The organism is Ruegeria sp. BJ6, assembly GCF_056537885.1.
Genome location: NZ_JBQFSG010000004.1, coordinates 181375 through 206284, shown reverse-complemented (window position 1 = coordinate 206284; position 24910 = coordinate 181375). Strand labels below are relative to the sequence as shown.

Sequence of the window (24910 nt, the reverse complement as noted above, 5' to 3'; positions counted from 1 at the left end):
AGGGTCCAAAACACGGCGCGAGCAGCACCGGAAGGAGTCCTGTGGCAAAGGACCGTTCACAGCGCGAGGACTATACCGCCCCCCTGCGCCGGTTGCTTCTGGGGATTGTCCTGCTGTGCCTTGTCGGGATTTTCCTTGTCTGGCGGATCGACAGCCCGCGGGTCGAACGCTTTCGCGCTCAGGTCGTCGACAAGGTGGTGCCGTCGATGGAATGGGCCATGGTTCCGGTCACGGCAGGTGTAAATCTGGTCAGGGATTTCCAAAGCTACCAGCGTCTGAGCGAACAGAACCGCGAACTGCGCAGCGAATTGCGGCAGATGCGGGCCTGGAAAGAAGCGGCGTTGCAGCTGGAACAGGAAAACGCGCGGCTTCTGGATCTGAACAATGTGCGCCTAGATCCGCGCCTGACCTATGTGACCGGCGTGGTAATGGCCGACAGCGGCTCGCCGTTCCGGCAATCCGTTGTGCTGAATGTCGGCAGCCGCGACGGCATCGTCGATGGCTGGGCCGCAATGGACGGTATCGGGCTGGTGGGTCGAATTTCCGGTGTTGGTCCGGACACGTCACGCGTGATCCTTCTGACCGATGCCTCAAGCGCGATACCCGCGACCATTCAGCCGTCCGGCCAGACGTCACTTGTCACCGGGGATAACACGCCTTCACCCGCCATCGAATTTCTCGAAAACCGCGAACTCGTTCGTCCCGGTGACCGGGTGATTACGTCGGGCGACGGTGGCGTTTTTCCTGCCGGGCTGCTGATCGGTCAGGTCGCGATGGACCCAGGGGGCAGACTGCGCGTTCGCCTTTCGGCTGATTTCGAGCGGTTGGAGTTCTTACGCGTGCTGCGTTACCATTCCGCCGAACCGATCCGGGATCCGGGCGGGATCGTCGGACCGGTTCGTCCCGAGGCCACTCTGACGTCAGAGGATGCCGCAGATGGATAAACATCAGACGCATCTCTGGTTTATGCGCGGATTGTACGTCTGTCTGGCGATGCTGGTCCTGTTTTTTCATCTGCTGCCGCTTGATACGCAGCCGGATCGATGGCCGTTTCCCGATTTTCTGATCGCCTTGACGATGGCTTGGGTGTTGCGCCGTCCCGATTACGTGCCGACACTCAGTATCGCCGCGGTCATGCTGATGGCCGATCTGCTGTTGCAACGACCGCCCGGCCTAATGGCTGCGCTGGTGGTCGGGGGATCGGCTTACTTGCGATCCGCCGCGCCCGGTATGCGCGACGGGGGTTTCGCGGCGGAATGGAGCTCCGTCAGCGTTGTGCTTGTGGCCATATTCGCTGCAAACCGCGTAATCCTTGCACTGTTGTCGGTTGAACAAGCCGCCCTTTGGCCAACAGTTGTGCAGCTTGCGATGACAATCGCGGTCTATCCGATTGCGATCCTGGTCACTCAGAACGTTCTTGGGGTGCGCAGACTGTCGGCATCCGCTTCCGAGGCACTGGGAGGTCGGGCATGAAACGGAATCCCAAGGAAGCAGGTCGGGTTTACAAGCGCTTCTCGCGCCGGGCGCTGGTTCTTGGGGGCGTTCAGGCCGGGTTTATTGGCGCGCTGGCCATGCGGATGCGGTACATGCAGGTCGATCAGGCGGATCAGTACCGCCTGCTGGCCGAGGAAAACCGGGTCAACATACGCCTTATCCCGCCAACACGCGGGCGGATTTATGACCGCAACGGTCAGATCATTGGCCAGAATTCTCCATCTTACCGCATCATTATCGTCCGCGAGGATGCCGGGGACGTAAATCAGGTAATCGCCAACCTGTCCCGCCTCATCCCGCTGAACGAAGATGAAATCGAGCGCGCCCGGAACGAGATGCGCCGCTCGGCCCCCTTTCTGCCTGTGACGCTGGCCGATCAGGTGACTTGGGAAGACATCTCAAAAGTGGCCGTCAACGCCCCGGCGCTACCGGGCATTACACCCGAGGTTGGTCAGACCCGCCAGTACCCCCGCTACGAGGATTTTGCCCATGTCGTCGGATATGTGGGCCCGGTCAGCGATTACGACCTGAGCCAGATGACCGACCCCGAACCGGTTCTGCGTATCCCCCGGTTCCAGATCGGCAAGGTCGGGCTGGAGGCGAAACAGGAAGACAATCTGCGCGGAAAGACTGGCGCCAAAAGGGTTGAAGTTAATGCAACCGGTCGGGTCATGCGGGAACTGGACCGGCGCGAAGGTCAGCCCGGTGCAGATTTGCAGCTGTCGGTCGATGCCGATCTTCAGCAATATGCGCAGGCCCGGCTGAGCGGCGAAAGTGCTGCGGTCGTGGTGATGGACTGCGAAACCGGAGACATCCGCGCCATCAGCTCGTCGCCCAGTTTTGATCCTAACCTGTTCGTGCGCGGTATTTCAGTCGCCGACTACAGCGCGCTGACGCAGGATAAATACCGCCCTCTGGCCAACAAGACGGTGCAGGGCACCTACCCGCCCGGCTCAACCTTTAAGATGATCACCGCATTGGCGGCGCTGGAGGCCGGAGTGGTCAGCCCCGGCAATACCGTTTACTGCCCCGGTTACCTCAAGGTCGGCAGCCGGCGTTTCCACTGCTGGAAACGGGGTGGCCATGGCATGGTCGATCTGCTGACCTCTCTCAAGCGCAGTTGTGACGTGTATTACTACGACGTCGCATTGCGTGTCGGTATCGACAAGATATCGGAGATGGCGCGTAAATTCGGGCTGGGTATCCGGCATGACATCCCGATGTCCGCTGTGGCCGAGGGGCTGGCACCAAATCAGGAATGGAAATCGCGCGTTCACGGTCAGGACTGGCTGGTGGGCGACACTGCTAACGCCTCCATCGGACAGGGCTTTATGCTGGCATCTCCGCTGCAACTGGCAGTGATGAGCGCCCGTATCGCGACGGGGCGCGCGGTGACACCTCGACTGGTGCGATCGGTCAACGGTATCGAACAGCCTTCGGGTGCGGGTGAGCCGCTGGACATCAACCCCTATAACCTTCAGCAGGTGCAACAGGCGATGTATGCGGTGTCGAACGACCGTCGCGGCACCGCGTATCGCAGCCGGATCATCGCCGATGAATTCCGCATGGCAGGCAAGACCGGCACCAGCCAGGTCCGCAACATCACCGCCGCCGAGCGCGCCGCCGGTGTGATCCGCAACGAAGACCTGCCGTGGGAGCGTCGTGACCACGCCCTGTTTGTCTGCTTTGCACCGTTCGACAAACCAAAATATGCAATATCGGTCGTGGTCGAACACGGCGGAGGCGGATCCAAGGCTGCGGCTCCGGTAGCTCGGGATGTGATGCTGCAAGCCCTTTATGGCGGTACACCGCCGCTTGAGGCTTATCCGGCGGGCGACCGTGAACGCATAAAAGAACAGCAAAAGAAACTGGAAGGCGACCGGCGCCCCAAAGCGCGTCCTGACGAAAAGGACCGCGCATGAGCTATCTTGAATACGCTGTCAAATCCACGCCGTCGGGGTTCCGCAAGATTCTGTACATGAACTGGCCGCTTACGCTGTTGCTGATCAGTGTGGCAAGCGCCGGTTTTCTGATGCTCTATTCGGTCGCCGGAGGATCATGGACACCGTGGGCCGAGCCCCAGATTGAGCGGTTTGGTATCGGGCTGGCCGCGATGTTCATCGTTGCCATGGTGCCGATCTGGTTCTGGCGGAACATGTCTGTTCTGGCCTATCTGGTTTCCATCGGTCTGCTTGTCCTAGTCGATCTTGTCGGCACCGTCGGGATGGGCGCCCAGCGCTGGATCGATCTGGGCTTCATGCGTCTGCAGCCATCTGAGCTGATGAAGGTGACGCTGGTGATGCTGCTTGCGGCCTATTACGACTGGCTTCCAGAACATAAGACCTCGCGCCCGCTCTGGGTGTTGATCCCCGTTTGTCTGATCATCCTTCCCACGCTGCTGGTATTGCGCCAACCGGACCTTGGCACATCCATTCTGCTGCTTGCCGCAGGGGGTGGCCTCATGTTCCTTGCGGGCGTGCACTGGGCCTATTTTGCTGCGGTCATTGCTGCTGTGGGCGGGCTGATCACCGCCGTATTCAAAAGCCGCGGCACTGACTGGCAATTGCTCAAGGACTATCAGTTCAGGCGTATCGACACCTTCCTTGATCCATCGACCGATCCGCTGGGTGCGGGCTATCACATCACGCAGTCCAAAATCGCGCTGGGATCGGGCGGTTGGAACGGGCGTGGGTTCATGCAGGGAACCCAGTCCCGCCTGAATTTCCTGCCGGAAAAGCACACAGACTTCATTTTCACCACCCTTGCCGAAGAGTTCGGTTTTGTCGGGGGTATTTCGCTGCTCGTCCTTTATGCTCTGATCCTGATTTTCTGCCTGTTCACGGCAATGGCCGCAAAAGACAGGTTCTCGTCGCTGGTGACACTCGGCATATCTCTGAATTTCTTCCTGTTCTTTGCCGTGAACATGTCGATGGTCATGGGGCTTGCACCGGTTGTGGGCGTCCCACTGCCCATGGTCAGCTATGGCGGGTCGGCCATGCTGGTCCTCATGGCCGCCTTCGGCATCGTACAAAGCGCAAACGTCCATCGCCCACGCTGATGAAAAGGTCAGGCCAATGCCCATCAACATCCTGTTTTCCGCGCGCCCTGCCCTTTGGCCGGTCTATCAGCCTCTGCTGACGCGTGGCCTGACCGATGCTGGTCTGGATTTCACGCTGGGAACTGAATTCCCGCCCGAAGACGTCGACTATGTGGTCTATGCACCAAATGGCGGGCTAAGCGATTTCAGGCCCTTCACGCGCCTCAAGGCGGTGCTGAGCCTGTGGGCCGGGGTCGAGAGCATTGCCGATAACGAAACCCTGACCGTTCCACTCTCGCGGATGGTTGATCACGGCCTGACGCAGGGAATGACCGAATGGGTCGTGGGCCATGTCCTGCGCCATCACCTGGGCATGGACGCTCATATCCACGGGCTGAACGGCGAATGGCGTCAGGACGTTCCCCCGCTTGCAACGGACCGCACCGTCTGCGTGCTGGGGCTCGGCGCGTTGGGCGAGGCATCGGCCCGGGCCCTGTCTGCCCTGAACTTCCGCGTTACCGGTTGGAGCCGAACGCCTAAAAACATCCCCGGCGTCGAGTGCTTGCACGGTCCGGACGGTCTGCGTCAGGCGTTGGGCCAGGCCGAGATCGCCGTTTTGCTTTTGCCCAACACGTCTTCTACCGAAAATACTCTAAACGCGGAAACCTTGCACTGGCTTCCGCGTGGCGCAACGATCATCAACCCGGGCCGCGGTCCCCTGATAGATGACGACGCGCTATTGTCAGCACTAAATGACGGCCAGATCGGCCATGCCACGCTTGACGTCTTCCGAACAGAACCGCTGCCGCGCGACCACCCCTACTGGGCACATCCAAACCTGACTGTCACTCCGCATATCGCGTCGGAAACACGCCCCGCCACCGCCGCGCAGGTAATCTGCGAGAACATCCGCAGGCACGAGACAGGCGCCCCTCTTCTGCATCTGGTAGACAGGAATCTGGGCTATTGATCACATGCCGGAAGGGGCGCGCGCGCCCCTTCCTCCTGCTAAAAATACCCCGCCGCAGGCGCCAACCCTTCAGGCCTCAATCAGCCCGCGCCCCTTCAGCAATGCTTCGACACCGGGCAACCGACCCCTGAAGGCAAGATACAGATCCTCTGCTTCCTTCGACCCACCGGTTGACAGAATATTCTCCTCTAGCGCCCGCGCCTGTTCGGCATCGAATGCACCGCCCGCCTCTTCAAAGGCAGCAAAGGCATCGGCATCCATGACTTCGGACCACATGTAGCTGTAGTAACCGGAACTATAGCCGTCGCCTGCGAACACATGAGCAAAATGCGGGGTCGCATGCCGCATTCCAATGGCGTGGGGCATTTCGATTTCGGCCAGAACCTCGGCCTGTTTTGCCATCGGTTCAGCTGGGGCCGGACCATCGTGAAAGGCCAGATCGACCAGAGCCGAGGCCACATATTCGACCGTCTGGAACCCCTGATCGAAATTTGCCGCCTTCAAAACCTTCTGCAACATATCCTGCGGCATTGGCTGGCCCGTTTCTACATGGGTTGCAAACTCACCCAAAACCTCGGGAACCTCCAGCCAGTGTTCATAAAGCTGGCTGGGAAGTTCCACGAAATCACGGGCCACACTTGTGCCCGAGATGCTCTCATATGTGACATTGGACAGCATCTGATGCAGCGCATGACCGAACTCATGAAACAGCGTGCGTGCATCGTCATAGGACAGCAGCGCAGGATCGCCCTTGGCAAAATTACAGACGTTGATAACGACGGGCGCCTGTACCTTCGGGAATTTGGCCTGGCTGCGCATCGCGCTGCACCACGCGCCTGATCGTTTGGAACCACGGGCAAAGTAGTCGCCTATGAAAACCGCTATGTGCTGTCCGTTTCGGGTTACTTCCCATGCCCGGCAATCCGGATGATAAAGCGGCACATCCAGTGGCGCAAACTCCAGCCCGAACAAACGGTTGGCACAGGCAAAAGCAGCCTCGATCATCCGATCCAGTTGCAGGTATGGCTTTAATGCAGCCTCATCCAAGTCATGTTCAGCCTTGCGCCGCTTTTCCGCGTAGTACCGCCAGTCCCAGGCCTCCAGAGGGCCGTTGACACCATCGGCCTGCATCATCTGCGTCAGAACTTGGGCATCCGCCTCGGCACGCTGTTTCGCGGGCTGCCAAACCTGCATCAGAAGCGCGCGCACCTTGTCCGGTGTTCGGGCCATTTCCGTTTCAAGCTTGAACCCGGCAAAGTTTTGATAACCCAGCAGTTTGGCCCGTTCCTCGCGAAGCGACAGGGTTTCGGCCGCGATGTCGCGATTGTCCGTCTCACCACCATTCGCCCCGCGCGCCACCCAGGCGCGATACGCCACCTCACGCAGATCACGGCGGGGCGAAAATTGTAGGAACGGCACGATCAGCGATCTGGACAGGGTTATGATCGGCCCATCGGCACCTTTTTCCTGCCCGGCAGCGCGGGCGGAATTGATGACGAAGTCTGGCAAACCATCCAGATCATCCTCGGTCAGTTCCATGAACCAATCCCGTTCATCCGCCAGCAGGTTCTGGGTGAAGGACGTACCCAGAGACGCCAGCCGGGACATGATCTGCTTCATGCGCTCATCGTCTGCCCCCTGCAACGCCGCACCAGAGCGCACGAAACTCCGGTGTGTCAGCATCAAAACCCGGTCCTGCTCGGCCGTCAGACCAAGGTCCTCTCGCCGGTTCCAAAGGTCTGCCACCCGGTGAAACAGCGGCTTGTTGGACGAAATCGCCGCGAAATGTGCAGCCAGCTTGGGTGAGAAATCGCGCTGCAATTCCTCGCGTCGGGGATTGCTGTCCGCCCCGGCAACCGTGAAGAACACGGACAGGACCTTATCCAGCTCTTCACCGGCAGATTCCAGTGCTTCGATCGTGTTGGCGAAAGTCGGAGGTTCATCAGTTTGAGCAATCGCGTCGATCTGAGCGTTATGCGCCTTCAGCGCCTGATCCAGCGCGGGCGCAAAATCTTCATCCGAAATTTCGACAAACGGTGCGAGTTCAAACGGGGTATCCCAGTTGGACAGGATCGGGTTGGTCATGGGGTTCTCCTTTGCCCGTCAAGCTAGGAAGGCAATGGGAAATGGTCCAGAGCCCAAGGGGGTGAACCGACAAATTCTGTCGTTGTACGGCTTGCATCTGCCCCCAGCGGCAAGCAGGCTCGGCGGAAATGAGGAGACAGGACATGAGCAAGCCCAATCGCCCCGCCGGGATCATGACAACCGCAATTCATGCAGGTGATCCACCGGATCCTTCGACCAATGCGTCGGCCCCGCCGATCCACATGAGTTCGACATATATTTCCGAAGACGTGGCCGGGTTTTCCGCGCATGATCTGACCCCGGACAGCCCTTATGTCTATTCCCGCTGGGCCAACCCGACGGTGACGGGGCTGGAAACAAAGATCGCGGCCCTGCAGGGCACCGAAGCCTGTCTTGCCACCGCATCGGGCATGGCAGCGGCGGCGGCGATCTTTTTCACCTTTCTGTCCGCCGGGGATCATCTGATCATTTCGGATGTCTCATATGCCGGTGTTGCCGAACTGGCCCGGGAAACACTGCCGCGCATGGGGATCGAGGTCACCGCAGTCAACATGTCAGACCAGAACGCGGTTGCCGCCGCGCTTCGTCCCAATACGCGCCTGATCCACACGGAAACGCCCGTGAACCCGATCGGGCGCCTGACCGATCTGGCCGCGATTTCCGAACTCGCGCGGCAGGCGGGCGCGCTGTTGAGTTGCGATGCAACTTTTGCGTCTCCGATCGGAATGGACACCGTGGCGCTGGGTGTGGATCTGACCATGCATTCGACCACAAAATACATCGGCGGTCATGGCGACGCGGTGGGTGGAGCGGTGGCGGGACCGGTGGAACTGATCGCGAGAATGCGGGCCGAAGCCGGAATTCATCACGGCGGTGTTCTATCACCGTTCAACGCGTGGCTTATCGCGCGCGGCGCAGCCACCCTGCCCTTACGTATGAAAGCGCACCAATTCGGGGCGCAGGCCGTCGCAGAATGGCTGGAATCCGACCCGCGCGTGACACAGGTGATCTATCCCGGGCTGGCCTCACACCCGCAGTCGGAACTGGCGGCGCGGCAGATGTCGAATACATCGGGCATGATCTCGTTTCAGGTCGGTGATGCCGCAACCGGGGAACGCATTGCACAGCAGATGATCGAGCGGTTGCAGGTCATTCACTATGCAGTATCTCTGGGCCATCACCGCAGTCTGATTTTCTGGATGGGAACCGAGGGCCTGATGGACACGTCCTTTCAGTTGCAGGGCGCGCAACGAGAGGATTATCGCGCCTATGCAGGCGACGGGATTTTCCGGCTGTCGGTCGGGCTGGAGGATGCCGAAGATCTGATTGCCGATCTGGACCGGGCGCTCGGGTAAACCGGGTGCTCCCGCCCCCGTGGCCGCATCAAAGATGCGTCTTGGCGGGGTTGGGCGTGGCCGCGCGCTAGGGCGCGCGGCGGTACCGTCTAGCCTTTGACCTGACCACAGACCGGGCAATCGGCGCGGCTGGACAGCGAGATTTTGCGGCTTTCGCCATAGAGCGCATCATATATCAGCATCTCGCCTGAAAGCGCCTGCCCCGCGCCGGTGATTAGCTTGATCGCCTCGACCGCCATCATCGAACCGACGACACCGGGAAGTGGTGCAATCACCCCGGCCTCGGCGCAGGATGGAGACAGCCCTGCAGCTGGGGCTTCGGGGAAAATGCACTGATAGCACGGGCTGCCACCTGCGGGGTGAAAAACACTCAGTTGCCCCTCCCATTGAGACAAAGCGCCGGAAATCAGAGGCTTGCCAAGCGCTACGGCTGTTTTGTTGGCAAGATAGCGGGTTTCGAAGTTGTCGGTGCCGTCCAGGATCAGATCATAATCGCCAAACAATTCCGCAGCGATGTCATCGGTCAGGCGGCGGTGATAGGGACGAACGATCACGTTCGGGTTCTGCGCCACCATGGCCTGCTGCGCTGAAAACACCTTGGGCACTCCGATATCGGCATCCCTGTGGATCACCTGACGCTGAAGATTGGCATTTTCAACCACATCGTCGTCAATCACACCGATGGTTCCCACGCCAGCAGCGGCCAGATATTGCAGGACCGGCGCGCCCAGACCGCCTGCGCCGATCACCAGAACCTGCGCCGTCTTCAGCCGCTTCTGACCGGGGCCGCCAAGTTCGCGCAACACGATATGTCTGGCATACCGCTCCAGTTCCGTATCACTGAATTTATCCGACTGCATAGCGGGCTCCTTGATCGGGGAAGATGCCGCCCGGTTGCGCAGCGCCTTCAGCAGCCTGCTATAAAGCAGAGCCAGCAGCGCAAAACCACCCAGGATCAGCCAGATCGCCGCCGATCCCCCGGTCGCTTCGCGCAGCGGGTGCCCGTCGGGCAATATCAGCTGTGCAAGGACCACCCCCGCCAGAAGGATCGAAACTGCGGTTGCCCGCGCCGGTCTGGACACGCCTGCAATATATCCCAGCGCCCAAATCGCGGCCGCAACGACAAGAACCGCCAGCATCAGCCGCGCCCGGTCGAGCCGAAACCGCCCTGCCCCCGCGCAGTATCACCCAGACCATCGACGAGTTCGAAGGCAGCTTGCACCACCGGGGCCACCACAAGCTGGGCGATACGTTCACCATGGGCGATCTCGAACGGCTCTTGCCCGGCATTCAGGACAATTACGCCAAGCGGGCCACGATAGTCGCTGTCGATGGTGCCTGGTGTGTTCGGAAGGGTGATCCCGTGTTTCAGCGCCAGTCCGGATCGGGGACGCACCTGAACCTCGTAACCTGCCGGGATTTCTATCCGCAAGCCGGTCGGCACCAGAGTGCGATGCCCCGGATCAAGCACGACGGGCATCCGGTCCGGAAAGCTGGCCCGGACATCGGCGCCAGCCGCACCTGAAGTTTCATACGAAGGAAGGGCGACATCCGGGTCGGTCCCTTCTTCGCGGATCACGCGGATTGCAACCATTCCAGCGCCCCTTGTTCTATCTTTTCCAAAACTCACTGCCGGGCATAAACCCGCTATCCGACCAGTGCGGTCGCGATCCTTTGCGCCAGCTGTTTGGCCACCGCATCCTTGCCCATTCTCGGCCATTCCTCATGCCCGTCACCGGAAATCAGAACGACGGCATTCTCGGACCCGCCCATGATCCCGGTCGCAGGACTGACGTCATTGGCTACGATCCAGTCACAGCCCTTGCGCGCCCGCTTTGCCGTAGCATGTTCGATGACATTGTCCGTTTCGGCGGCAAAGCCAACCACCAGTGCGGGACGGCCTTTGTCCAATTGTGAAACACGCTTCAGAATGTCCGGGTTTTCGGCAAATTCCAGAACCGGCAATCCGTCCCGGCTTTTCTTCAGCTTCCGGTCAGAGGCGCTTGCCACCCGCCAATCTGCCACCGCCGCGGCAAACACCCCAGCATCAACCGGCAGACACGCATCCACGGCGTCGGACATCTGTTGTGCGGACTCGACGCGGACTACCTCGACCCCATCGGGTGGCGCCACATCGGCGGGACCGGTCACAAAGATCACGTCGGCGCCCAGCGCGGCCAACGCCCGTGCAACGGCGGTGCCCTGCGCACCCGAGGATCGGTTCGCGATATAGCGCACAGGATCGATCGGCTCGTGCGTGGGGCCGGAGGTAACCAGAATACGTTTGCCCGTTAACGGACCTTCCGCCATGGCCGCTTCGATCGCCGCTACGATCTCCAGCGGTTCCGACATGCGCCCTGGACCATATTCACCACAGGCCATGTCACCTTCGTTCGGACCGACAAACCGAATTCCGTCCGCCATGAGCTGCCGGTGATTGCGCCGTGTCGCGGGATGTTCCCACATGCGGACATTCATGGCCGGCGCCAGAAGAACAGGCGTATCGGTTGCCATTAACAGCGTCGAAGCCAGATCACCGGCAAGACCACCCGCCATCTTGCCCATCAAATCCGCTGTGGCAGGCGCCGCGACGATAAGATCGGCAGACCGGGACAGTTGAATGTGCCCCATCTCGGCCTCATCCGTCAGATCGAAAAGATCACGATACACCTTTTCGCCCGCCAGCGCGGAAACAGACAGGGGCGTCACGAACTCTTCCGCCGCGCGGGTCAGAACCGGAGTGACCGAGGCGCCCCGCTCTTTCAGCCGACGGATCAGATCCAGCGACTTGTAGGCCGCAATACCGCCGCCGATGATCAGCAGAATACGTTTGGACGCAAGCATGCCCAGCCTTTCTTAAATCCGCTCGGTTCCGACATTAGGCAACGGTGCCAAATTCTTCCAGCGGATATTCCGGACCTGTCAGTCCTGTGCTTCGAACGCTTTGCAGGGGTTTTCCCGTTCGGCGGCAGGGCTGTCGATTACGGCATCGAATTCACCCTCGACCACGCCATCTTCGGACTGCCCCAGGACAAAGACTTTCAGGCCCGGTTGCAAACGCGACAGAAAGGTGGGGATACCACGGTCCTTGCGGGCATGACCGTTTCCGGTGATGACGGCAACCGGTCCGTCCGTTTCCTCGACCGCGCGCAGAACGGCGCGGGCAAGAACCGCGTCCCGCAACCTTTGAATGGCCACGAAATTAGGGAGCGTTTCGGGCGACAGTGCATTGCAATGTGCCGCCTGCTGATCCGCTTCGCGCGCGGCCTGATCTTCGGGCGACAATGGGATATTCAAACCAAATCGCGCGGCATCTGCACCAAGCGCGGTGGCCGCGCCGCGTTCCATCGCGGCCTTGGCGGCCTCGCGCGGGACCATGGCGCCATAGACAGGCGCCTGCGACGCTTTGAATACCGGCAGATACATCGAAAGCGGCGGCCATCCCAGTTCGGCCCATCTCAAAATCCGCGCCAGTTCCTCGGGGTCTGAAACTGCCTTCTGGTTCAGCCGTTCCGCGCCCTCTTCGGTCACCATTTCCCAAACAACAGCGGTGGGTGAGATGGCCTCGACCGCCTCTTCCTGCACCAGATGATGCTGGGGATTGTCATGGGTTTCGCCCAGAATCACGACATCCGCCGCCTTCATTTCCTGAAGAACGTCGTCAGGTATCAGTTCTGATGCGAGGACCGGCATGGCCGGAACGGCAGAAATACTCAGGATGGTGCAAACCAGAATCGCAAGATGTCTCATGCGAAGAACTGTTGCACCTCGCGCGATTGAGCTTCAAGGTTCTTCCGCATCTTAGTAAAGGCTGCCGCCTCAAGCTGGCGCACGCGCTCTTTCGACAGATTCAACTCCTGCCCAAGACTTTCCAGCGTCCGCGCTGGTTCGCGCAGCTTGCGTTCGCGCACAATAAAACGTTCGCGTTCGTTCAGCGCCTGCATTGCCGACAGCAACCACTCGCGCAGTTGTTTCGTGTCGTGACGGTGCTGAACGAAATCAGCCGCCTGCTCTCTTTCGTCTTCCAGTATGTCGATCCACTCGCGCCCGTCCTCTTCGGTGGACTGCACTGCGTTTAGCGAAAAGTCCGATCCCGAAAGCCGACCTTCCATCATCTCGACATCGCGCAGGGGCACACCGATTTCCGCCGCGATCATCTGATGAAGCTGATGCTTGTCCAGATCCACGCCATCTGTCGCTGCCTCGCGCTCAAGCCTGGCCTGTACACGCCGCATGTTGAAGAAGAGGGATTTCTGCGAAGATGTCGATCCAGTACGCACCATCGACCAGTTGCGCATAACATAGTCCTGAATGCTGGCCTTGATCCACCACACCGCATAGGTCGAAAAACGTACGCCCCTGTCGGGGTCGAATTTGTCAGCGGCCTTCATCAGGCCCAACCCGGCCTCCTGAATCAGGTCGTTCATAGGAGCACCATAGCGTTTGAACTTTGCCGCCATGGAAATGGCGAGACGCATATACGCGTTTATCAGGCGGTGCAGGGCCTGCTCGTCGCGCTGGTCTCTCCACGCATAGGCCAGACGCAGTTCGGTTTCCGCGTCGAGCAGTTCTGCCTTCATCGCTTGTCGCGATATTGACAGGTCTCGCGGGTTGTCCAGTGCCATGCCGTTCTCCCCCATACTACAGGCGTACCTACCGGTCTTGCCATGCGCGTCTGTGGTCGATACGCAGGTCGAAACCGGGTGGATCACTAGAAAGGTAATAAAAGTGCATCCCGATTTAATGTTAATTCTTGGTGGGGCAGCTTCGGGAAAGTCCGCATTTGCGGAGCAACTCGTTGTTTCACATGGGAAAGATCAGATTTATGTCGCTACATCACAAGTGTTTGATGATGAGATGCGATTAAAAATTGTGCAACATATTGCACAGCGCGGGCCCAATTGGACGACAATCGAGGCCCCTTTGGACCTTCGACCGGTATTATCGAAGTTGGACGATAAACAGATTTGCCTGATCGACTGCGCGACCATGTGGCTTAATAATCACCTTATGGAAGACAGCGATCTGAAACAGGCGCAGGCAGACCTGCTTGACGCGCTGGCCACGTGCCGGGCGCGGGTCGTTATCGTTTCGAACGAGGTCGGACAGGGCATCGTTCCGGACAACGCCCTTGCCCGCAGATTTCGCGAGGCTCAGGGACGGCTGAACATTGCCCTGGCGGCAAAGGCCGATCTGGTTGTGCAGGTGACTGCCGGATTGCCACTGGTTCTGAAGGGGCAATTGCCGTGACCCGTTTGCACATGGTCCGGCATGGTCCGACACATGCCAAAACCATGGTTGGATGGTCCGATCTGCCTGCCGACCTAAGCGATCATGCCGCAATTGCACGCCTGCAATCTTATCTGCCAAACAGTGCTACTGTCGTTTCCTCCGACCTTTGCCGCGCGGTCGATACCGCCACGGCAATTCTGGGAAACCGTCCGCGGCTGCCGCATAATCGTAACTTGCGGGAAATCCATTTCGGAACGTGGGAGATGCGGACCTTCAACGACATCGAGGCCGAAGACCCCGAACTTGCGCGGGCATACTGGGAATCACCGGGCGAGATCAAACCACCAGATGGCGAAAGCTGGAACGACGTTTGCACGCGGGTTGATGCGGCGATTGACGCTCTGATTAATGATCACACCGGCAAAGACCTGATCGTCGTCGCCCATTTCGGAGTCATCCTGACGCAGGTGCAGCGGGCGTTGAAACTGGATGCGTATCAGGCATTTTCGCACCGGATCGACAATCTGTCGGTCACCGACCTGACGAAATCCGACGATGGCTGGTCTGTGGGCAGGATCAATCATCGCCCGTGATGCCGGTGCCCACAAAATACCGTTTTACCGTCCGTGCAACAGCACTCATCCTTGCCCCATGACTTACGATCTGTTTATTGGCGACCGCCTGTTTTCAAGCTGGTCCCTGCGTGGGTGGCTGATGCTCGAGAAATTCGGCATCCCGTACCGCACTCATATGGTTGGATTGTATACCGGCACCATGGCCCGGGATATGGAAGCACTTGCCCCAGCTCGGCTTGTACCCGCCCTGCGCCTGCCGGATGGAGCGGTTGTCGGCGAAAGCCTTGCCATGGCCGAAACGCTGGCCGAGAGGCATCCGGATGCAGGGCTGTGGCCGGACGATCCGTCAGCCCGGGCAACGGCGCGGTGGTTGTGCGCAGAAATGGTCGGTGGATTTTCCGCGTTGCGGGCAGAATGCCCGATGCAACTGCTGCACTGCTACACGGGGTATTCGCCATCACCCGAAACCCGATCGGATCTTGAACGCGTCGAAGCCCTGTGGCGGCACGCCCGGTCCGTCTCTGGGGCACGAAAGGGTCCGTTGTTCGGGCGCTACTCGCTGGCGGATGTGTTTTACACTCCGGTGGCTGCCAGAATTGTCGGATATGGATTGCCGATCTCATCCGACGCTCTGGACTACTGCCATACCCTGCTGGCTGATCCGGCGGTCGTACAGTGGCGGGAAGAGGCACTGAAGATCACCTATGATCCGTTCCCCTATCCGGTAGATGCCGCCGTGCGACCATGGCCTGACCCGGTACCTGCCTAAGAGCTGTGTTCCGCGTTAACGCTTCTTAAACCGCGACCATGGCAGCAATCACCTGTTAACCATAAGCAGGGGAATCATGGTCGCCCGCGCCCATACAGTCGCATTTCAGGGGGTCGACGCCCGCCCAGTCGAGGTTCAGTGCGCGGTATCGCCTGGCCTGCCCGCATTTTCCATTGTCGGCCTGCCAGACAAGGCCGTCTCGGAAGCGCGTGACCGGATTCGCAGCGCATTGAGCTCAATGGCGATCGCGCTGCCTTCTAAACGCATCACCATCAATCTGTCGCCCGCCGATCTGCCAAAAGAGGGCAGCCATTTCGATCTGCCCATCGCAATGGCGCTTTTGGCTGCGTTGGAAATCATTCCTTTTGATGCGGCCGAAAGTGCTGTGGCGTTGGGGGAATTGTCGCTGGATGGCTCACTGATGCCGGTTGTCGGGGCGTTACCCGCTGCGATGACGGCGGCCACCGACTCGCGCATTCTACTATGCCCACAGGCCTCCAGTGCCGAGGCCGCCTGGGTCGATGCCACACAGGTCATAGGCGCCGGGTCGCTTGGGGATGTCGTCCGGCATTTCTCTGGCCAGTCGCCGTTGGCAGTCGCCCAACCCGGCGAAGTTGACCTGACACCCTGCCCGCGCGACCTGCGCGATGTGAAGGGGCAGGAAAGGGCCAAACGGGCGCTCGAAATCGCGGCAGCGGGGCGGCACCATCTGATCATGATCGGCACACCCGGGTCGGGTAAATCCATGCTGGCTGCGCGCATCCCCGGCATTCTGCCGCCGCTGACCCCGGTGGAGGCTTTGGAAACGTCGATGATCCAGTCTCTGTGCGGATTGCTGGACGAAGGCGGCATCAGCCGGACCCGCCCATTTCGCGAACCACATCACACGGCGTCGATGGCAGCGATTGTCGGTGGCGGAAAAGGGGCAAAACCCGGAGAGATTTCGCTGGCCCATAATGGCGTGCTGTTCATGGATGAATTCCCCGAGTTTCCAAGAACCGTTCTTGAAACACTCAGGCAACCGATTGAAACCGGCGAGGTCATGGTGGCAAGGGCGAACGCACATGTGAAATACCCCTGCCGCTTCATGCTGATCGCCGCTGCCAACCCGTGCAAATGCGGGTATCTGACCGATCCCCATCGCGCCTGTTCACGCGCGCCCGCCTGTGGAGAGGACTATCTTGGCCGGATATCAGGCCCGTTGATGGACCGCTTCGATCTGCGGCTGGAAGTGCCACCCGTCGAATTCACCGATCTGGACCTTCCTGCATCCGGCGACAGTTCGGAAACCTTCGCGCGCCGCGTTCAGAAAGCGCGGGACATTCAGGAAATGCGGTTCGAGGACAATCCGACAATCCGACAAAACGCGGATACCGAAGGCAAGGCGCTTGAGGAGATTGCGACCCCGGACGAAGAAGGCAAACAATTGCTTCTGAAAGCAGCGGACCGGTTCGGCCTGTCTGCCCGTGCGTATCACCGCATCATGCGTGTAGCCCGCACCATCGCCGATCTGGACGGAGCGCCGGATGTGCGCCGCCCACATGTTGCCGAGGCGCTGAGTTTTCGCATCAGCGCATCGGCAATAGCTTAGACTTTGGCTTCAATCGCCTGCCAGATCTTTTCGGCAACGTTGATTCCGTTGAACCGCTCCAGCTCCTGAATGCCGGTCGGCGAGGTCACGTTGATTTCAGTCAGGTAGTCGCCGATGACGTCGATCCCGACGAATATCTGCCCCTTCTCTTTCAGCAGCGGACCGATTGCGGCGCAAATCTCCAGATCGCGTTCCGACAGGCCGATTTTTTCCGGGCGACCCCCAACATGCATGTTCGAGCGTGTTTCACCTTCGGCAGGAACCCGGTTGATCGCGCCGACCGGCTCTCCGTCCACCAGGATGACGCGTTTGTCGCCGTTGCGGACATCGGGCAGGAATTTCTGAACGATCAGAGGCTCGCGCGAGAATCCGGTGAAAAGTTCGTGCAGGGAAGTCAGGTTCCGATCATTGGCATCCAGCCGGAACACCCCAGCGCCCCCGTTTCCATAAAGCGGCTTCAGGATGATATCGCCGTGTTTATCCTTGAACTGCTTTATGGTCTGCAAATCCCGCGCGATGGTTGTCGGCGGCGTCAGGTCGGGGAAATCCAGCACAAGCAGTTTTTCGGGATAGTTACGCACCCAGAACGGATCGTTCACCACCAGTGCCTGCCCCTGAAGACGGTCCAGCAGATGGGTGGAGGTGATGTAGTGCATGTCAAACGGGGGATCCTGACGCAGCCACACAACGTCAAAATCGGCCAGATCAACTTCGCGCTCGGGACCCAAAACAGCCGGGTCGCCGGGGATACGCTGCACTGTCATGTCCTGACCGCGCGCGGTGATCCGACCTTCCTGATAGGCCAGTTGGTCCGGCCCATAGAAAAATAGCGTGTGCCCACGCGCCTGCGCTTCTTCTGCCAGGCGGAACGAGCTGTCCGCGTTGATGTCCACAGCCCCAATCGGGTCCATCTGAAAGGCGATTTTCATGGCAAGTCCCTCAAATCCACGCCCGTTACATGGCGCAGGGCGGCGGAGGGTTCAATGGCGATCAGTCCAGCCCGAAGGCGTTTTCGATGATTTGTATGTTTCCGACCGCATCCACCAGCGCTGCATCAAAGCGTACATTCGTAAGCTGGCCCTGCGGTTCCTGCGCCAGATACTGCGCCGCCGCGTCGTATATACGGCTTATCTGACGCCTGGCCAGCCGGTTTGCTGCCGCCTCGAAACTGGCGCTCTTCTTGACTTCGACAAACACCAGACCTTCGGAGTTCCTGACAATCAGATCAATTTCACCAGCCGCGCCGCGCCAGCGCTGATGTGCGATCTGATAGCCCCGTCTTTCATATTCTGACGCGACGCTCAGTTCCGCAGCCTGCCCCGCGTGAAACGCCCTTGAGCCCTGAACGGATCGCTGCGCCATGTCATCCTTTTCCCAGTTTCAGGGCCTGTTGATATACGGGGCGGCGCGGCAGATCGTACATTTTTGAAACCAGATCCGCCGCGTCTCGAACTGAATGCGTTTCCAAAGCCGTTTTCAGAGCTTCTTCTATGTCCAATTCGTTAACGCTTTGCGAATGGGCGCGATCCACCAGCAGGACAACTTCGCCTTTGACATTTGCATCGCCATATAACGCGGCCAGTTCGGCAAGCGTTCCGCGCCGCGTCTCTTCGAACTTCTTGGTCAGCTCGCGGCAGAGTACCGCGTGGCGATCCCCACCCAGAGTTTCAGACATGTCCGCCAGACTGGCAGCAACGCGTTTCGGGGATTCATAGAACACAAGCGTTCCCGGTATCTGCCGCAATGCCTCAAGCCGGGACCGCCGTGCACCAGAGGCGTTTGGAAGAAAGCCCGCGAAAAAGAACGCATCCGTCGGAAGACCGGCCAGAGTCAGCGCGGCAAGAACCGCCGAAGGCCCCGGTGCGCAGGTCACAAGGTGGCCTGCCTCAGTCACCTGCCGACCCAAATCATAACCCGGATCGGCGATCAGTGGCATTCCGGCCTCGGAGGCGTAGGCGACGGATAATCCCTGAGCCAAAGCTTCAAGGATTTTACCGCGCGCTCCGGGTCCACTGTGATCGTGATAAGCCAGAATGCGACGCCCTTCCAATGGAACGCCGTGAATGTCCATCAGCTTGCGCAGGCTGCGTGTGTCTTCGGCTGCGATCTGGTCTGCGGAGGCCAGAATATCCAGCGCCCTAAGCGTAATGTCGCGCGCCGTACCGATCGGAGTGGCGACAAAATACAGCCCGGGGTCCAATCTGACCTTTTGGAAATTCAAAGCTGGACCCTCTCTGCGTGACGTTTATTATCGCGGCTCAACAAAGTGCGGCGTTGATGCCGTCGGATCAGGGAGTTTTGATTTAGATGTTTACCGTTTGCAAGCCTGCTCGCAAACTGGCGCATTCCGCCATTGCATTGATGACCGCGGCATTTCTGGCTGCCTGCGAACCGACTACAGTCGGCGGTGGCGGACCTTCGATCAACACTTCCGAACCGGTCCCTGTGGCTTTGCTGGTTCCAAGCGGGTCACCGCAGGCAGGTGACGCGGCGCTGGCCCGAAGCCTTGAAAACTCGGCAAGGCTGGCCATGGCCGATCTGCAGAACGTTCAGATCGATCTGCGCGTGTACGATACGGCGGGCAATGCTAATGCTGCCGCCGCAGCGGCACAGCAAGCCGTGAATGACGGCGCCAAGATCATTCTGGGTCCGGTATACGCACAGGCGGCAAATGCGGCAGGTCTTGCGGTGCTGAGCAAAAACGTCAACGTCCTTTCTTTCTCGAACAACACCAGTATCGCCGGCGGTAATGTTTTTGTGCTGGGACCGACCTTTGACAATACCGCCAACCGGCTGGTGGATTTTGCCGGAAAGCAGGGAAAATCCGGCATGGTCGTCGTGCACAGCAATGATGCCGCCGGGCAACTGGGGCAAACGGCCATCGCCAACGCCCTGAGCGGCAGCCGGGTGGGCAATGTGGGCACGGTCGGTTTCGACAGATCGCAGCAGGGCGTGATCGATTCCGTTCCTGCCATCAAGGCAACCGTGGATGCATCGGGCGCGGATTCGATTTTCCTGACCGCAACCACCGCAGGGGCGCTGCCGCTTTACAGCCAGCTGTTGCCCGAGGCCGGAGTTTCGCCCGCGACAACTCAGTTCATCGGCCTGACGCGCTGGGATATTCCGCAGCAAACACTGGATTTGCCGGGGGTTCAGGGCGGCTGGTTCGCGCTGCCGGACCCGGCAAAGGCGCAATCTTATCGCGCGCGGTACCAGACCACCTATGGTCAGGCGCCGCACCCAATCAGCGGCCTCGCCTATGACGGTATTGCGGCAATCGGTGCGTTGGTCGGCCAAGGGAAATCGGACGCTCTGACCGGATCTGCCCTGACGCAACGGGCAGGGTTTCAGGGTGTCGGGGGCATCTTCCGTTTGCTGCCGAACGGGACTAATGAAAGAGGCATGGCCGTGGCCACGATCCAGAACAGACAGGTGGTTGTGATTGACCCTGCCCCGCAAAGCTTCTCTGGTGCCGGTTTCTGATCCTGCGGTGCAACTGCCGTTGCCCGAGGGCGAGCTGATTTGCCCTGCCGAGGCGATTTTCGACGCAGCAGATGTTGGCGTCAAAGTCGCCAAGGCCCATGAGAACAGCAAGGATAACACCGAAGTGCGCACCGAAGTTGTGCGCATTTTGCGTGACGTGCAGAAATCGGGCCGGGATGCCATAGCGCAGGCCTTTGCCGGGCGCCCATTCGATGCCCGCGCCCTGACCCGGGCCTATACTTATCTGACGGATGGTCTGGTTTGTACGGCGCTGGACGTTGCCAGCACCTATCTGCATCCGCTGGCCAACCCGACTCAGGGCGAAAAAATCGCGGTTCTCGCCGTTGGCGGTTATGGCAGGGGTGAAATGGCCCCGTTTTCCGACGTCGACCTGCTTTTCCTGACACCCTATAAGATCACCGCCTGGGCCGAGAGCGTGATCGAATCCATGCTGTACATCCTGTGGGATCTACGGCTGAAGGTCGGGCATTCGTCGCGCACGATCCGGGACTGCATGCGTCTTGGGGCCGACGATTTCACCATCCGGACCGCAATGCTGGAGCAACGGTATCTTGCGGGTGACAAACCGCTTGCCGATGAATTGGAGGCGCGCCTCAGATCAGAGCTGTTCAAAGGAACGGAACGCGAGTTCATCGAGGCCAAGCTGCAGGAAAGGGACGAGCGCCACCACAAGCAGGGTGAGCGCTATATGGTCGAGCCCAATGTGAAAGAGGGCAAGGGCGGCCTGCGTGACCTGCAGTCGCTGTATTGGATTGCGAAGTATGTCTATGGGGTTCACGACGTCGCCGAGCTTGTGCCGCTGGGCCTGTTCACCCCCGAGGAGTTCGAGACCTTCGTTCAGGCCGAAAATTTCCTGTGGGCCGTCCGGTCACATCTGCATCTGGTCACGCGGCGCGCAACCGAACAGCTTACGTTTGATCTGCAGGTCGAAGTCGCCGACCGCATGGGATACGAGGATCGTGCTGGTCGGCGCGCGGTCGAGGTCTTTATGCAAAGATACTTCCGCGAAGCCACGCGCGTTGGTGAGCTGACCCGGATTCTTCTGACCAAGCTGGAGGCGGTGCACATGAAGGGCGCACCGCTGCTGGAGCGTATCTTCCGCCGCCGCCCAAGGGTCAAGCAGGGATATAAGGTCGTGCACGGCCGGCTGGATGTGGACGACCCCGCGAAATTCCTGGCGAACAAGATGAACCTGTTGCGCCTGTTCGAAGAAGGGCTGCGTACAGGCATGCTGATCCATCCCGATGCAATGCGGCTGGTTTCTGCAAACCTGAATCTGATCGACGATGACATGCGCAACGACAAAGAAGCGCAGCGCATTTTCCTTGATCTGATGCTGAAACACGGCAACCCGGAGCGTGCATTGCGCCGGATGAACGAACTGGGCGTGCTGTCGGCCTTTCTGCCGGAGTTTGAACACATCGTGGCGATGATGCAGTTCAACATGTATCACAGCTATACGGTGGATGAGCACACGATCCAGTGCATCATCAACCTGGCCCAGATCGAACGTGGTGAACTGATCGAAGAGCTGCCACTGGCATCGTCGATACTGGAGCGCGGGGTCAACCGGCGGGTTTTGTACGTCGCCCTGCTGTTGCACGACATCGCCAAGGGCAGGCCCGAGGATCACTCCATACTGGGGGCCAAAACCGCCCGCACCGTCGCCCCGCGGCTGGGGCTGAACAAGGCGGAATCCGAAACGGTGGAATGGCTGGTGCGCTATCATCTGCTGATGTCGGACATGGCGCAAAAGCGCGATATTTCTGACCCCCGGACGGTGCGGGATTTTGCCAAGGCGGTAAAAACGGTCAAACAATTGGACCTGCTAACGGTTCTGACGGTTTGCGATATTCGCGGCGTCGGACCGAATACATGGAACAACTGGAAAGCCACTCTGCTGCGGGCGCTACACGCCGAGACCAAGCGCGCACTGGAAACTGGGATGGAGGACCTCAACCGCGCCAACCGTGGGGCCGAGGCCAAGAAGGCGTTGCGCGAGGCGCTCGAAAACTGGTCCAAGGGCGATCTCAAGACTGAGACCGGCCGCCACTATGATCCGTACTGGCAGGGCCTGAACCTGTCCACGCATGTTGAATTCGCAGAAATGCTGCTGGCGCTGGAAGAAAGCGGCGCCCCCAGCGCGATGGAGGTCCGACTGCATCCCGACATCGACCGGGACGCAACGCGCGCCTGTTTCGCAATGGCGGATCACCCCGGCATCTTTGCCCGCATCGCCGGAGCGCTGGCGCTGGTTGGTGCAAACGTGGTGGATGCACGCAGCTATACAACCAAGGACGGATACGTGACCGATGCCTTCTGGATTCAGGATGCAGAGGGCCGCCCATATGAGGCCGCGCGCCTGCCGCGCCTGACCCAGATGATCCACAAGACCCTGAAGGGTGAAGTGGTTGCGCGCGATGCGCTGAAATCCCGTGACAAGATCAAAAAGCGGGAAAAGGCGTTCAACGTGCCGACGCATATCACCTTCGACAATGACGGGTCCGAGATTTACACGATTATCGAAGTGGACACCCGCGACCGGCCCGGTTTGCTGTATGATCTGACACGCACTTTGGCCGCCGCGAATGTCTATATCGCCAATGCCGTCATCGCGACCTATGGCGAGCAGGTTGTAGATACGTTCTACGTCAAGGATATGTTCGGTCTGAAATACCATTCCGAAGCCAAGCAGCGCGGGCTGGAGGCCAAGTTGCGTAAAGCCATTACCGAAGGTGCGGAGCGCGCGGCCTCATGAAACCCATCCGGTTGCTGTCGGGCTTTTTCACCGTGGGGTTCTGGACCCTTGCCAGCCGGATACTGGGGTTCCTTCGGGAAATTCTGCTGACCGCCTATATCGGCCCAGGCCCGGTTATGGATGCCTTTGTCGCGGCCTTCCGCCTGCCCAACATGTTTCGCCGGTTCTTTGCCGAAGGCGCATTCAACGCCGCCTTCGTGCCAATGTTTTCGAAACGGTTAGAGGGGGACGAAGACGCCGAAGGGTTCGCGCAGGATGCGTTCAATCTGCTGGCCGTTGCGGTTCTGGCCTTGGTGGGGCTGGCGATGGTTTTCATGCCCGCGCTGGTCTGGATCACTGCCGAAGGGTTCTATGGCGATGAACGTTTCGACCTGGCCGTCGACTATGGGTATGTGGTGTTCCCCTACATCCTGTTCATGGCATTGGCGGCCTTGTTTTCGGGCGTTCTGAACGCCACGGGTCGGTTCGCGGCAGCCGCCGCCGCTCCAGTGTTGCTGAACATCTTTGCGTGTACTGCCCTTATCGCCGGAGCTGTTTCGGGCGGCGAAATCATCAGGTGGCTGATCGCGGTTATCCCTGTTGCGGGCGTGGCGCAGCTGGCGCTGGTGTGGGTGGCGGCAGAACGGGCCGGTGTGCGTATTCGTCCGGGTCGACCCCGTCTGACGCCTGAAATGCGCCGCATGGTGCGGATAGCTGTGCCCGCCGCGCTGGCCATGGGGGTGACGCAGGTCAATCTTGTTGTCGGTCAACTTGTGGCCTCAAAGACCGAAAAAGCTGTCAGTTGGTTGTTTGCTGCTGACCGGCTGTATCAGTTGCCGCTGGGCGTTGTGGGTATCGCCGTCGGGATTGTTCTGCTGCCGGATCTTTCGCGAAGGCTGCGCGCGGGCGACGACACCGGGGCGCGTAACGCATTTTCGCGCGCCGGTGAATTCACCATGCTGCTTACACTGCCCTCGACCGTAGCCTTCCTGATCATTCCGCTTCCGCTGGTCTCTGTGCTGTTTCAACGCGGCCAGTTCAGCGCCGAAGATTCGGCAGCCACAGCGTTGGCGGTTGCAATCTATGGTATCGGATTGCCCGCCTTCATGTTGCAGAAACTGCTACAGCCCCTGTTCTTTGCACGCGAGAATACACGGGCCCCCTTCCGCTATGCGGTGGTTGCCATGATCATCAACGCCGTGCTTGCATTTGGTCTTTTTCCGGTGGTCGGCTGGATCGCACCGGCCATTGCTGCCTCGGCGGCAGGCTGGGCCATGGTTGCACTTTTGGCCATCGGCGCACGGCAGATGGGGGACGTTGCCCGCTTTGACGCGCGTATGAAACATCGCGCATGGCGGATTGCGGCGGCATCGCTGGGGATGGGGGTCGTCTTGTTCGCGGCCGTTCACAGTTTCGGCTGGGCTTTCGAGCTTCCCGGCTGGCGTTACCTGGCGTTGCTGGCGCTGATTGTGGTTGCGGCAGGTGCCTATTTCGCGCTTGGCCACGTGTTCGGCGCATTCAGGGCATCGGAATTCAAAAAAGCCCTGCGCCAATCCTAGTC

Annotated in this window: 22 protein-coding genes; 13 read left to right on the top strand and 9 right to left on the bottom strand. The window is 59.8% G+C overall.

Features of this window, described 5'->3' with window-relative positions; all coding sequences use genetic code 11:
* The first annotated feature begins 41 nt into the window (after nt 1-41).
* From mreC to ACR0D6_RS11690, 5 genes are read left to right on the top strand one after another with little or no spacing between them, the layout of a single operon-like run.
* Entirely contained in the window at nt 42-944 is a 903-nt protein-coding gene (mreC, locus tag ACR0D6_RS11710) for a rod shape-determining protein MreC (protein ID WP_480765625.1), read from the top strand.
* The gene (locus ACR0D6_RS11705; protein ID WP_480765624.1) at nt 937-1473 is read left to right on the top strand and encodes a rod shape-determining protein MreD; all 537 of its coding nucleotides are present in this window, start codon (nt 937-939) and stop codon (nt 1471-1473) included. Before mreC ends, ACR0D6_RS11705 begins: the two co-directional genes overlap by 8 nt.
* The gene (gene mrdA / locus ACR0D6_RS11700) at nt 1470-3416 is read left to right on the top strand and encodes a penicillin-binding protein 2 (RefSeq protein ID WP_480765623.1); all 1947 of its coding nucleotides are present in this window, start codon (nt 1470-1472) and stop codon (nt 3414-3416) included. Before ACR0D6_RS11705 ends, mrdA begins: the two co-directional genes overlap by 4 nt.
* Nucleotides 3413-4552 carry a rod shape-determining protein RodA gene (gene rodA, locus ACR0D6_RS11695; RefSeq protein ID WP_170654792.1) on the top strand — a complete coding sequence of 380 codons (1140 nt, stop codon included), beginning with the start codon at nt 3413-3415 and terminating at the stop codon, nt 4550-4552. Before mrdA ends, rodA begins: the two co-directional genes overlap by 4 nt.
* 16 nt (nt 4553-4568) lie before the next feature.
* On the top strand, nt 4569-5501 hold the full coding sequence (locus tag ACR0D6_RS11690; RefSeq protein WP_480765622.1) for a 2-hydroxyacid dehydrogenase: 933 nt from the start codon (nt 4569-4571) through the stop codon (nt 5499-5501).
* A gap of 69 nt (nt 5502-5570) precedes the next feature.
* On the opposite strand, the gene ACR0D6_RS11685 is transcribed toward ACR0D6_RS11690, so the two are convergent.
* Nucleotides 5571-7586 (bottom strand): M3 family metallopeptidase, encoded by a 2016-nt coding sequence (locus ACR0D6_RS11685; protein ID WP_480765621.1) that lies wholly within the window; start codon nt 7584-7586, stop codon nt 5571-5573.
* Between the two features lie 143 nt (nt 7587-7729).
* Here ACR0D6_RS11685 and ACR0D6_RS11680 point away from each other — a divergent pair, with 143 nt between their 5' ends.
* Entirely contained in the window at nt 7730-8941 is a 1212-nt protein-coding gene (locus tag ACR0D6_RS11680) for a trans-sulfuration enzyme family protein (RefSeq protein ID WP_480765620.1), read from the top strand.
* 89 nt (nt 8942-9030) lie between these two features.
* Here ACR0D6_RS11680 and ACR0D6_RS11675 read toward each other — a convergent pair whose 3' ends face one another.
* From ACR0D6_RS11675 to ACR0D6_RS11655, 5 genes are all read right to left on the bottom strand, one after another.
* A complete protein-coding gene (locus tag ACR0D6_RS11675) occupies nt 9031-10080 on the bottom strand; it encodes a HesA/MoeB/ThiF family protein (protein WP_480765619.1) in 1050 nt (349 codons plus the stop codon).
* Complete coding sequence (gene dut, locus ACR0D6_RS11670; RefSeq protein WP_480765618.1) at nt 10080-10535, bottom strand: dUTP diphosphatase; 456 nt, start codon at nt 10533-10535, stop codon at nt 10080-10082. The genes ACR0D6_RS11675 and dut overlap by 1 nt, the downstream gene beginning before the upstream one ends.
* A gap of 53 nt (nt 10536-10588) precedes the next feature.
* Nucleotides 10589-11785: a bifunctional phosphopantothenoylcysteine decarboxylase/phosphopantothenate--cysteine ligase CoaBC gene (gene coaBC / locus ACR0D6_RS11665; protein WP_480765617.1), complete on the bottom strand. Its 1197-nt coding sequence runs from the start codon at nt 11783-11785 to the stop codon at nt 10589-10591.
* Nucleotides 11786-11863: 78 nt separating this feature from the next.
* The gene (locus tag ACR0D6_RS11660; RefSeq protein ID WP_480765616.1) at nt 11864-12691 is read right to left on the bottom strand and encodes a ChaN family lipoprotein; all 828 of its coding nucleotides are present in this window, start codon (nt 12689-12691) and stop codon (nt 11864-11866) included.
* Nucleotides 12688-13566, bottom strand: a complete 879-nt coding sequence (locus tag ACR0D6_RS11655; protein ID WP_480765615.1) for an RNA polymerase factor sigma-32 — start codon at nt 13564-13566, stop codon at nt 12688-12690. Before ACR0D6_RS11655 ends, ACR0D6_RS11660 begins: the two co-directional genes overlap by 4 nt.
* A gap of 118 nt (nt 13567-13684) precedes the next feature.
* Here ACR0D6_RS11655 and cobU point away from each other — a divergent pair, with 118 nt between their 5' ends.
* The 4 genes from cobU (at nt 13685) to ACR0D6_RS11635 (ending at nt 17108) form a co-directional block, all read left to right on the top strand.
* On the top strand, nt 13685-14191 hold the full coding sequence (cobU, locus tag ACR0D6_RS11650) for a bifunctional adenosylcobinamide kinase/adenosylcobinamide-phosphate guanylyltransferase (protein ID WP_480765614.1): 507 nt from the start codon (nt 13685-13687) through the stop codon (nt 14189-14191).
* Complete coding sequence (locus ACR0D6_RS11645; protein WP_170654773.1) at nt 14188-14766, top strand: histidine phosphatase family protein; 579 nt, start codon at nt 14188-14190, stop codon at nt 14764-14766. Before cobU ends, ACR0D6_RS11645 begins: the two co-directional genes overlap by 4 nt.
* Nucleotides 14767-14824: 58 nt before the next feature.
* Complete coding sequence (locus ACR0D6_RS11640; RefSeq protein ID WP_480765613.1) at nt 14825-15517, top strand: glutathione S-transferase; 693 nt, start codon at nt 14825-14827, stop codon at nt 15515-15517.
* A 76-nt stretch (nt 15518-15593) separates the two neighbouring features.
* Nucleotides 15594-17108: a YifB family Mg chelatase-like AAA ATPase gene (locus tag ACR0D6_RS11635; RefSeq protein ID WP_480765612.1), complete on the top strand. Its 1515-nt coding sequence runs from the start codon at nt 15594-15596 to the stop codon at nt 17106-17108.
* Here ACR0D6_RS11635 and gshB read toward each other — a convergent pair.
* From gshB to rsmI, 3 genes are all read right to left on the bottom strand, one after another.
* The gene (gene gshB / locus ACR0D6_RS11630) at nt 17105-18037 is read right to left on the bottom strand and encodes a glutathione synthase (protein ID WP_480765611.1); all 933 of its coding nucleotides are present in this window, start codon (nt 18035-18037) and stop codon (nt 17105-17107) included. The two genes, ACR0D6_RS11635 and gshB, sit on opposite strands and share 4 nt — an antisense overlap.
* A gap of 61 nt (nt 18038-18098) precedes the next feature.
* Entirely contained in the window at nt 18099-18470 is a 372-nt protein-coding gene (locus ACR0D6_RS11625; RefSeq protein ID WP_170654765.1) for a YraN family protein, read from the bottom strand.
* A gap of 1 nt (nt 18471) precedes the next feature.
* Complete coding sequence (gene rsmI, locus ACR0D6_RS11620; RefSeq protein ID WP_480765610.1) at nt 18472-19329, bottom strand: 16S rRNA (cytidine(1402)-2'-O)-methyltransferase; 858 nt, start codon at nt 19327-19329, stop codon at nt 18472-18474.
* An 86-nt stretch (nt 19330-19415) separates the two neighbouring features.
* Between rsmI and ACR0D6_RS11615 the strand changes: the two genes are divergently transcribed.
* Genes ACR0D6_RS11615 through murJ form a run of 3 tightly spaced genes read left to right on the top strand, consistent with a single transcriptional unit; the run spans nt 19416 to nt 24908 of the window.
* Nucleotides 19416-20591, top strand: coding sequence for a penicillin-binding protein activator (locus ACR0D6_RS11615; RefSeq protein WP_480729439.1), 1176 nt, complete (start codon nt 19416-19418; stop codon nt 20589-20591).
* A complete protein-coding gene (locus ACR0D6_RS11610; RefSeq protein WP_480765609.1) occupies nt 20551-23370 on the top strand; it encodes a [protein-PII] uridylyltransferase in 2820 nt (939 codons plus the stop codon). The genes ACR0D6_RS11615 and ACR0D6_RS11610 overlap by 41 nt, the downstream gene beginning before the upstream one ends.
* A complete protein-coding gene (murJ, locus tag ACR0D6_RS11605; RefSeq protein ID WP_480765608.1) occupies nt 23367-24908 on the top strand; it encodes a murein biosynthesis integral membrane protein MurJ in 1542 nt (513 codons plus the stop codon). Before ACR0D6_RS11610 ends, murJ begins: the two co-directional genes overlap by 4 nt.
* Nucleotides 24909-24910: the final 2 nt, after the last annotated feature.

Excerpts from the sequence above, each read along its gene's own strand:
- ACR0D6_RS11705 (WP_480765624.1), top strand. The coding sequence starts at position 937 with ATGGATAAACATCAGACGCATCTCTGGTTTATGCGCGGATTGTACGTC.
- mrdA (WP_480765623.1), top strand. The coding sequence starts at position 1,470 with ATGAAACGGAATCCCAAGGAAGCAGGTCGGGTTTACAAGCGCTTCTCG.
- rodA (WP_170654792.1), top strand. The coding sequence starts at position 3,413 with ATGAGCTATCTTGAATACGCTGTCAAATCCACGCCGTCGGGGTTCCGC.
- ACR0D6_RS11690 (WP_480765622.1), top strand. The coding sequence starts at position 4,569 with ATGCCCATCAACATCCTGTTTTCCGCGCGCCCTGCCCTTTGGCCGGTC.
- ACR0D6_RS11685 (WP_480765621.1), bottom strand. The coding sequence starts at position 7,586 with ATGACCAACCCGATCCTGTCCAACTGGGATACCCCGTTTGAACTCGCA.
- ACR0D6_RS11680 (WP_480765620.1), top strand. The coding sequence starts at position 7,730 with ATGAGCAAGCCCAATCGCCCCGCCGGGATCATGACAACCGCAATTCAT.
- ACR0D6_RS11675 (WP_480765619.1), bottom strand. The coding sequence starts at position 10,080 with ATGCTGGCGGTTCTTGTCGTTGCGGCCGCGATTTGGGCGCTGGGATAT.
- dut (WP_480765618.1), bottom strand. The coding sequence starts at position 10,535 with ATGGTTGCAATCCGCGTGATCCGCGAAGAAGGGACCGACCCGGATGTC.
- coaBC (WP_480765617.1), bottom strand. The coding sequence starts at position 11,785 with ATGCTTGCGTCCAAACGTATTCTGCTGATCATCGGCGGCGGTATTGCG.
- ACR0D6_RS11660 (WP_480765616.1), bottom strand. The coding sequence starts at position 12,691 with ATGAGACATCTTGCGATTCTGGTTTGCACCATCCTGAGTATTTCTGCC.
- ACR0D6_RS11655 (WP_480765615.1), bottom strand. The coding sequence starts at position 13,566 with ATGGCACTGGACAACCCGCGAGACCTGTCAATATCGCGACAAGCGATG.
- cobU (WP_480765614.1), top strand. The coding sequence starts at position 13,685 with ATGTTAATTCTTGGTGGGGCAGCTTCGGGAAAGTCCGCATTTGCGGAG.
- ACR0D6_RS11640 (WP_480765613.1), top strand. The coding sequence starts at position 14,825 with ATGACTTACGATCTGTTTATTGGCGACCGCCTGTTTTCAAGCTGGTCC.
- ACR0D6_RS11635 (WP_480765612.1), top strand. The coding sequence starts at position 15,594 with ATGGTCGCCCGCGCCCATACAGTCGCATTTCAGGGGGTCGACGCCCGC.
- gshB (WP_480765611.1), bottom strand. The coding sequence starts at position 18,037 with ATGAAAATCGCCTTTCAGATGGACCCGATTGGGGCTGTGGACATCAAC.
- ACR0D6_RS11625 (WP_170654765.1), bottom strand. The coding sequence starts at position 18,470 with ATGGCGCAGCGATCCGTTCAGGGCTCAAGGGCGTTTCACGCGGGGCAG.
- ACR0D6_RS11615 (WP_480729439.1), top strand. The coding sequence starts at position 19,416 with ATGTTTACCGTTTGCAAGCCTGCTCGCAAACTGGCGCATTCCGCCATT.
- murJ (WP_480765608.1), top strand. The coding sequence starts at position 23,367 with ATGAAACCCATCCGGTTGCTGTCGGGCTTTTTCACCGTGGGGTTCTGG.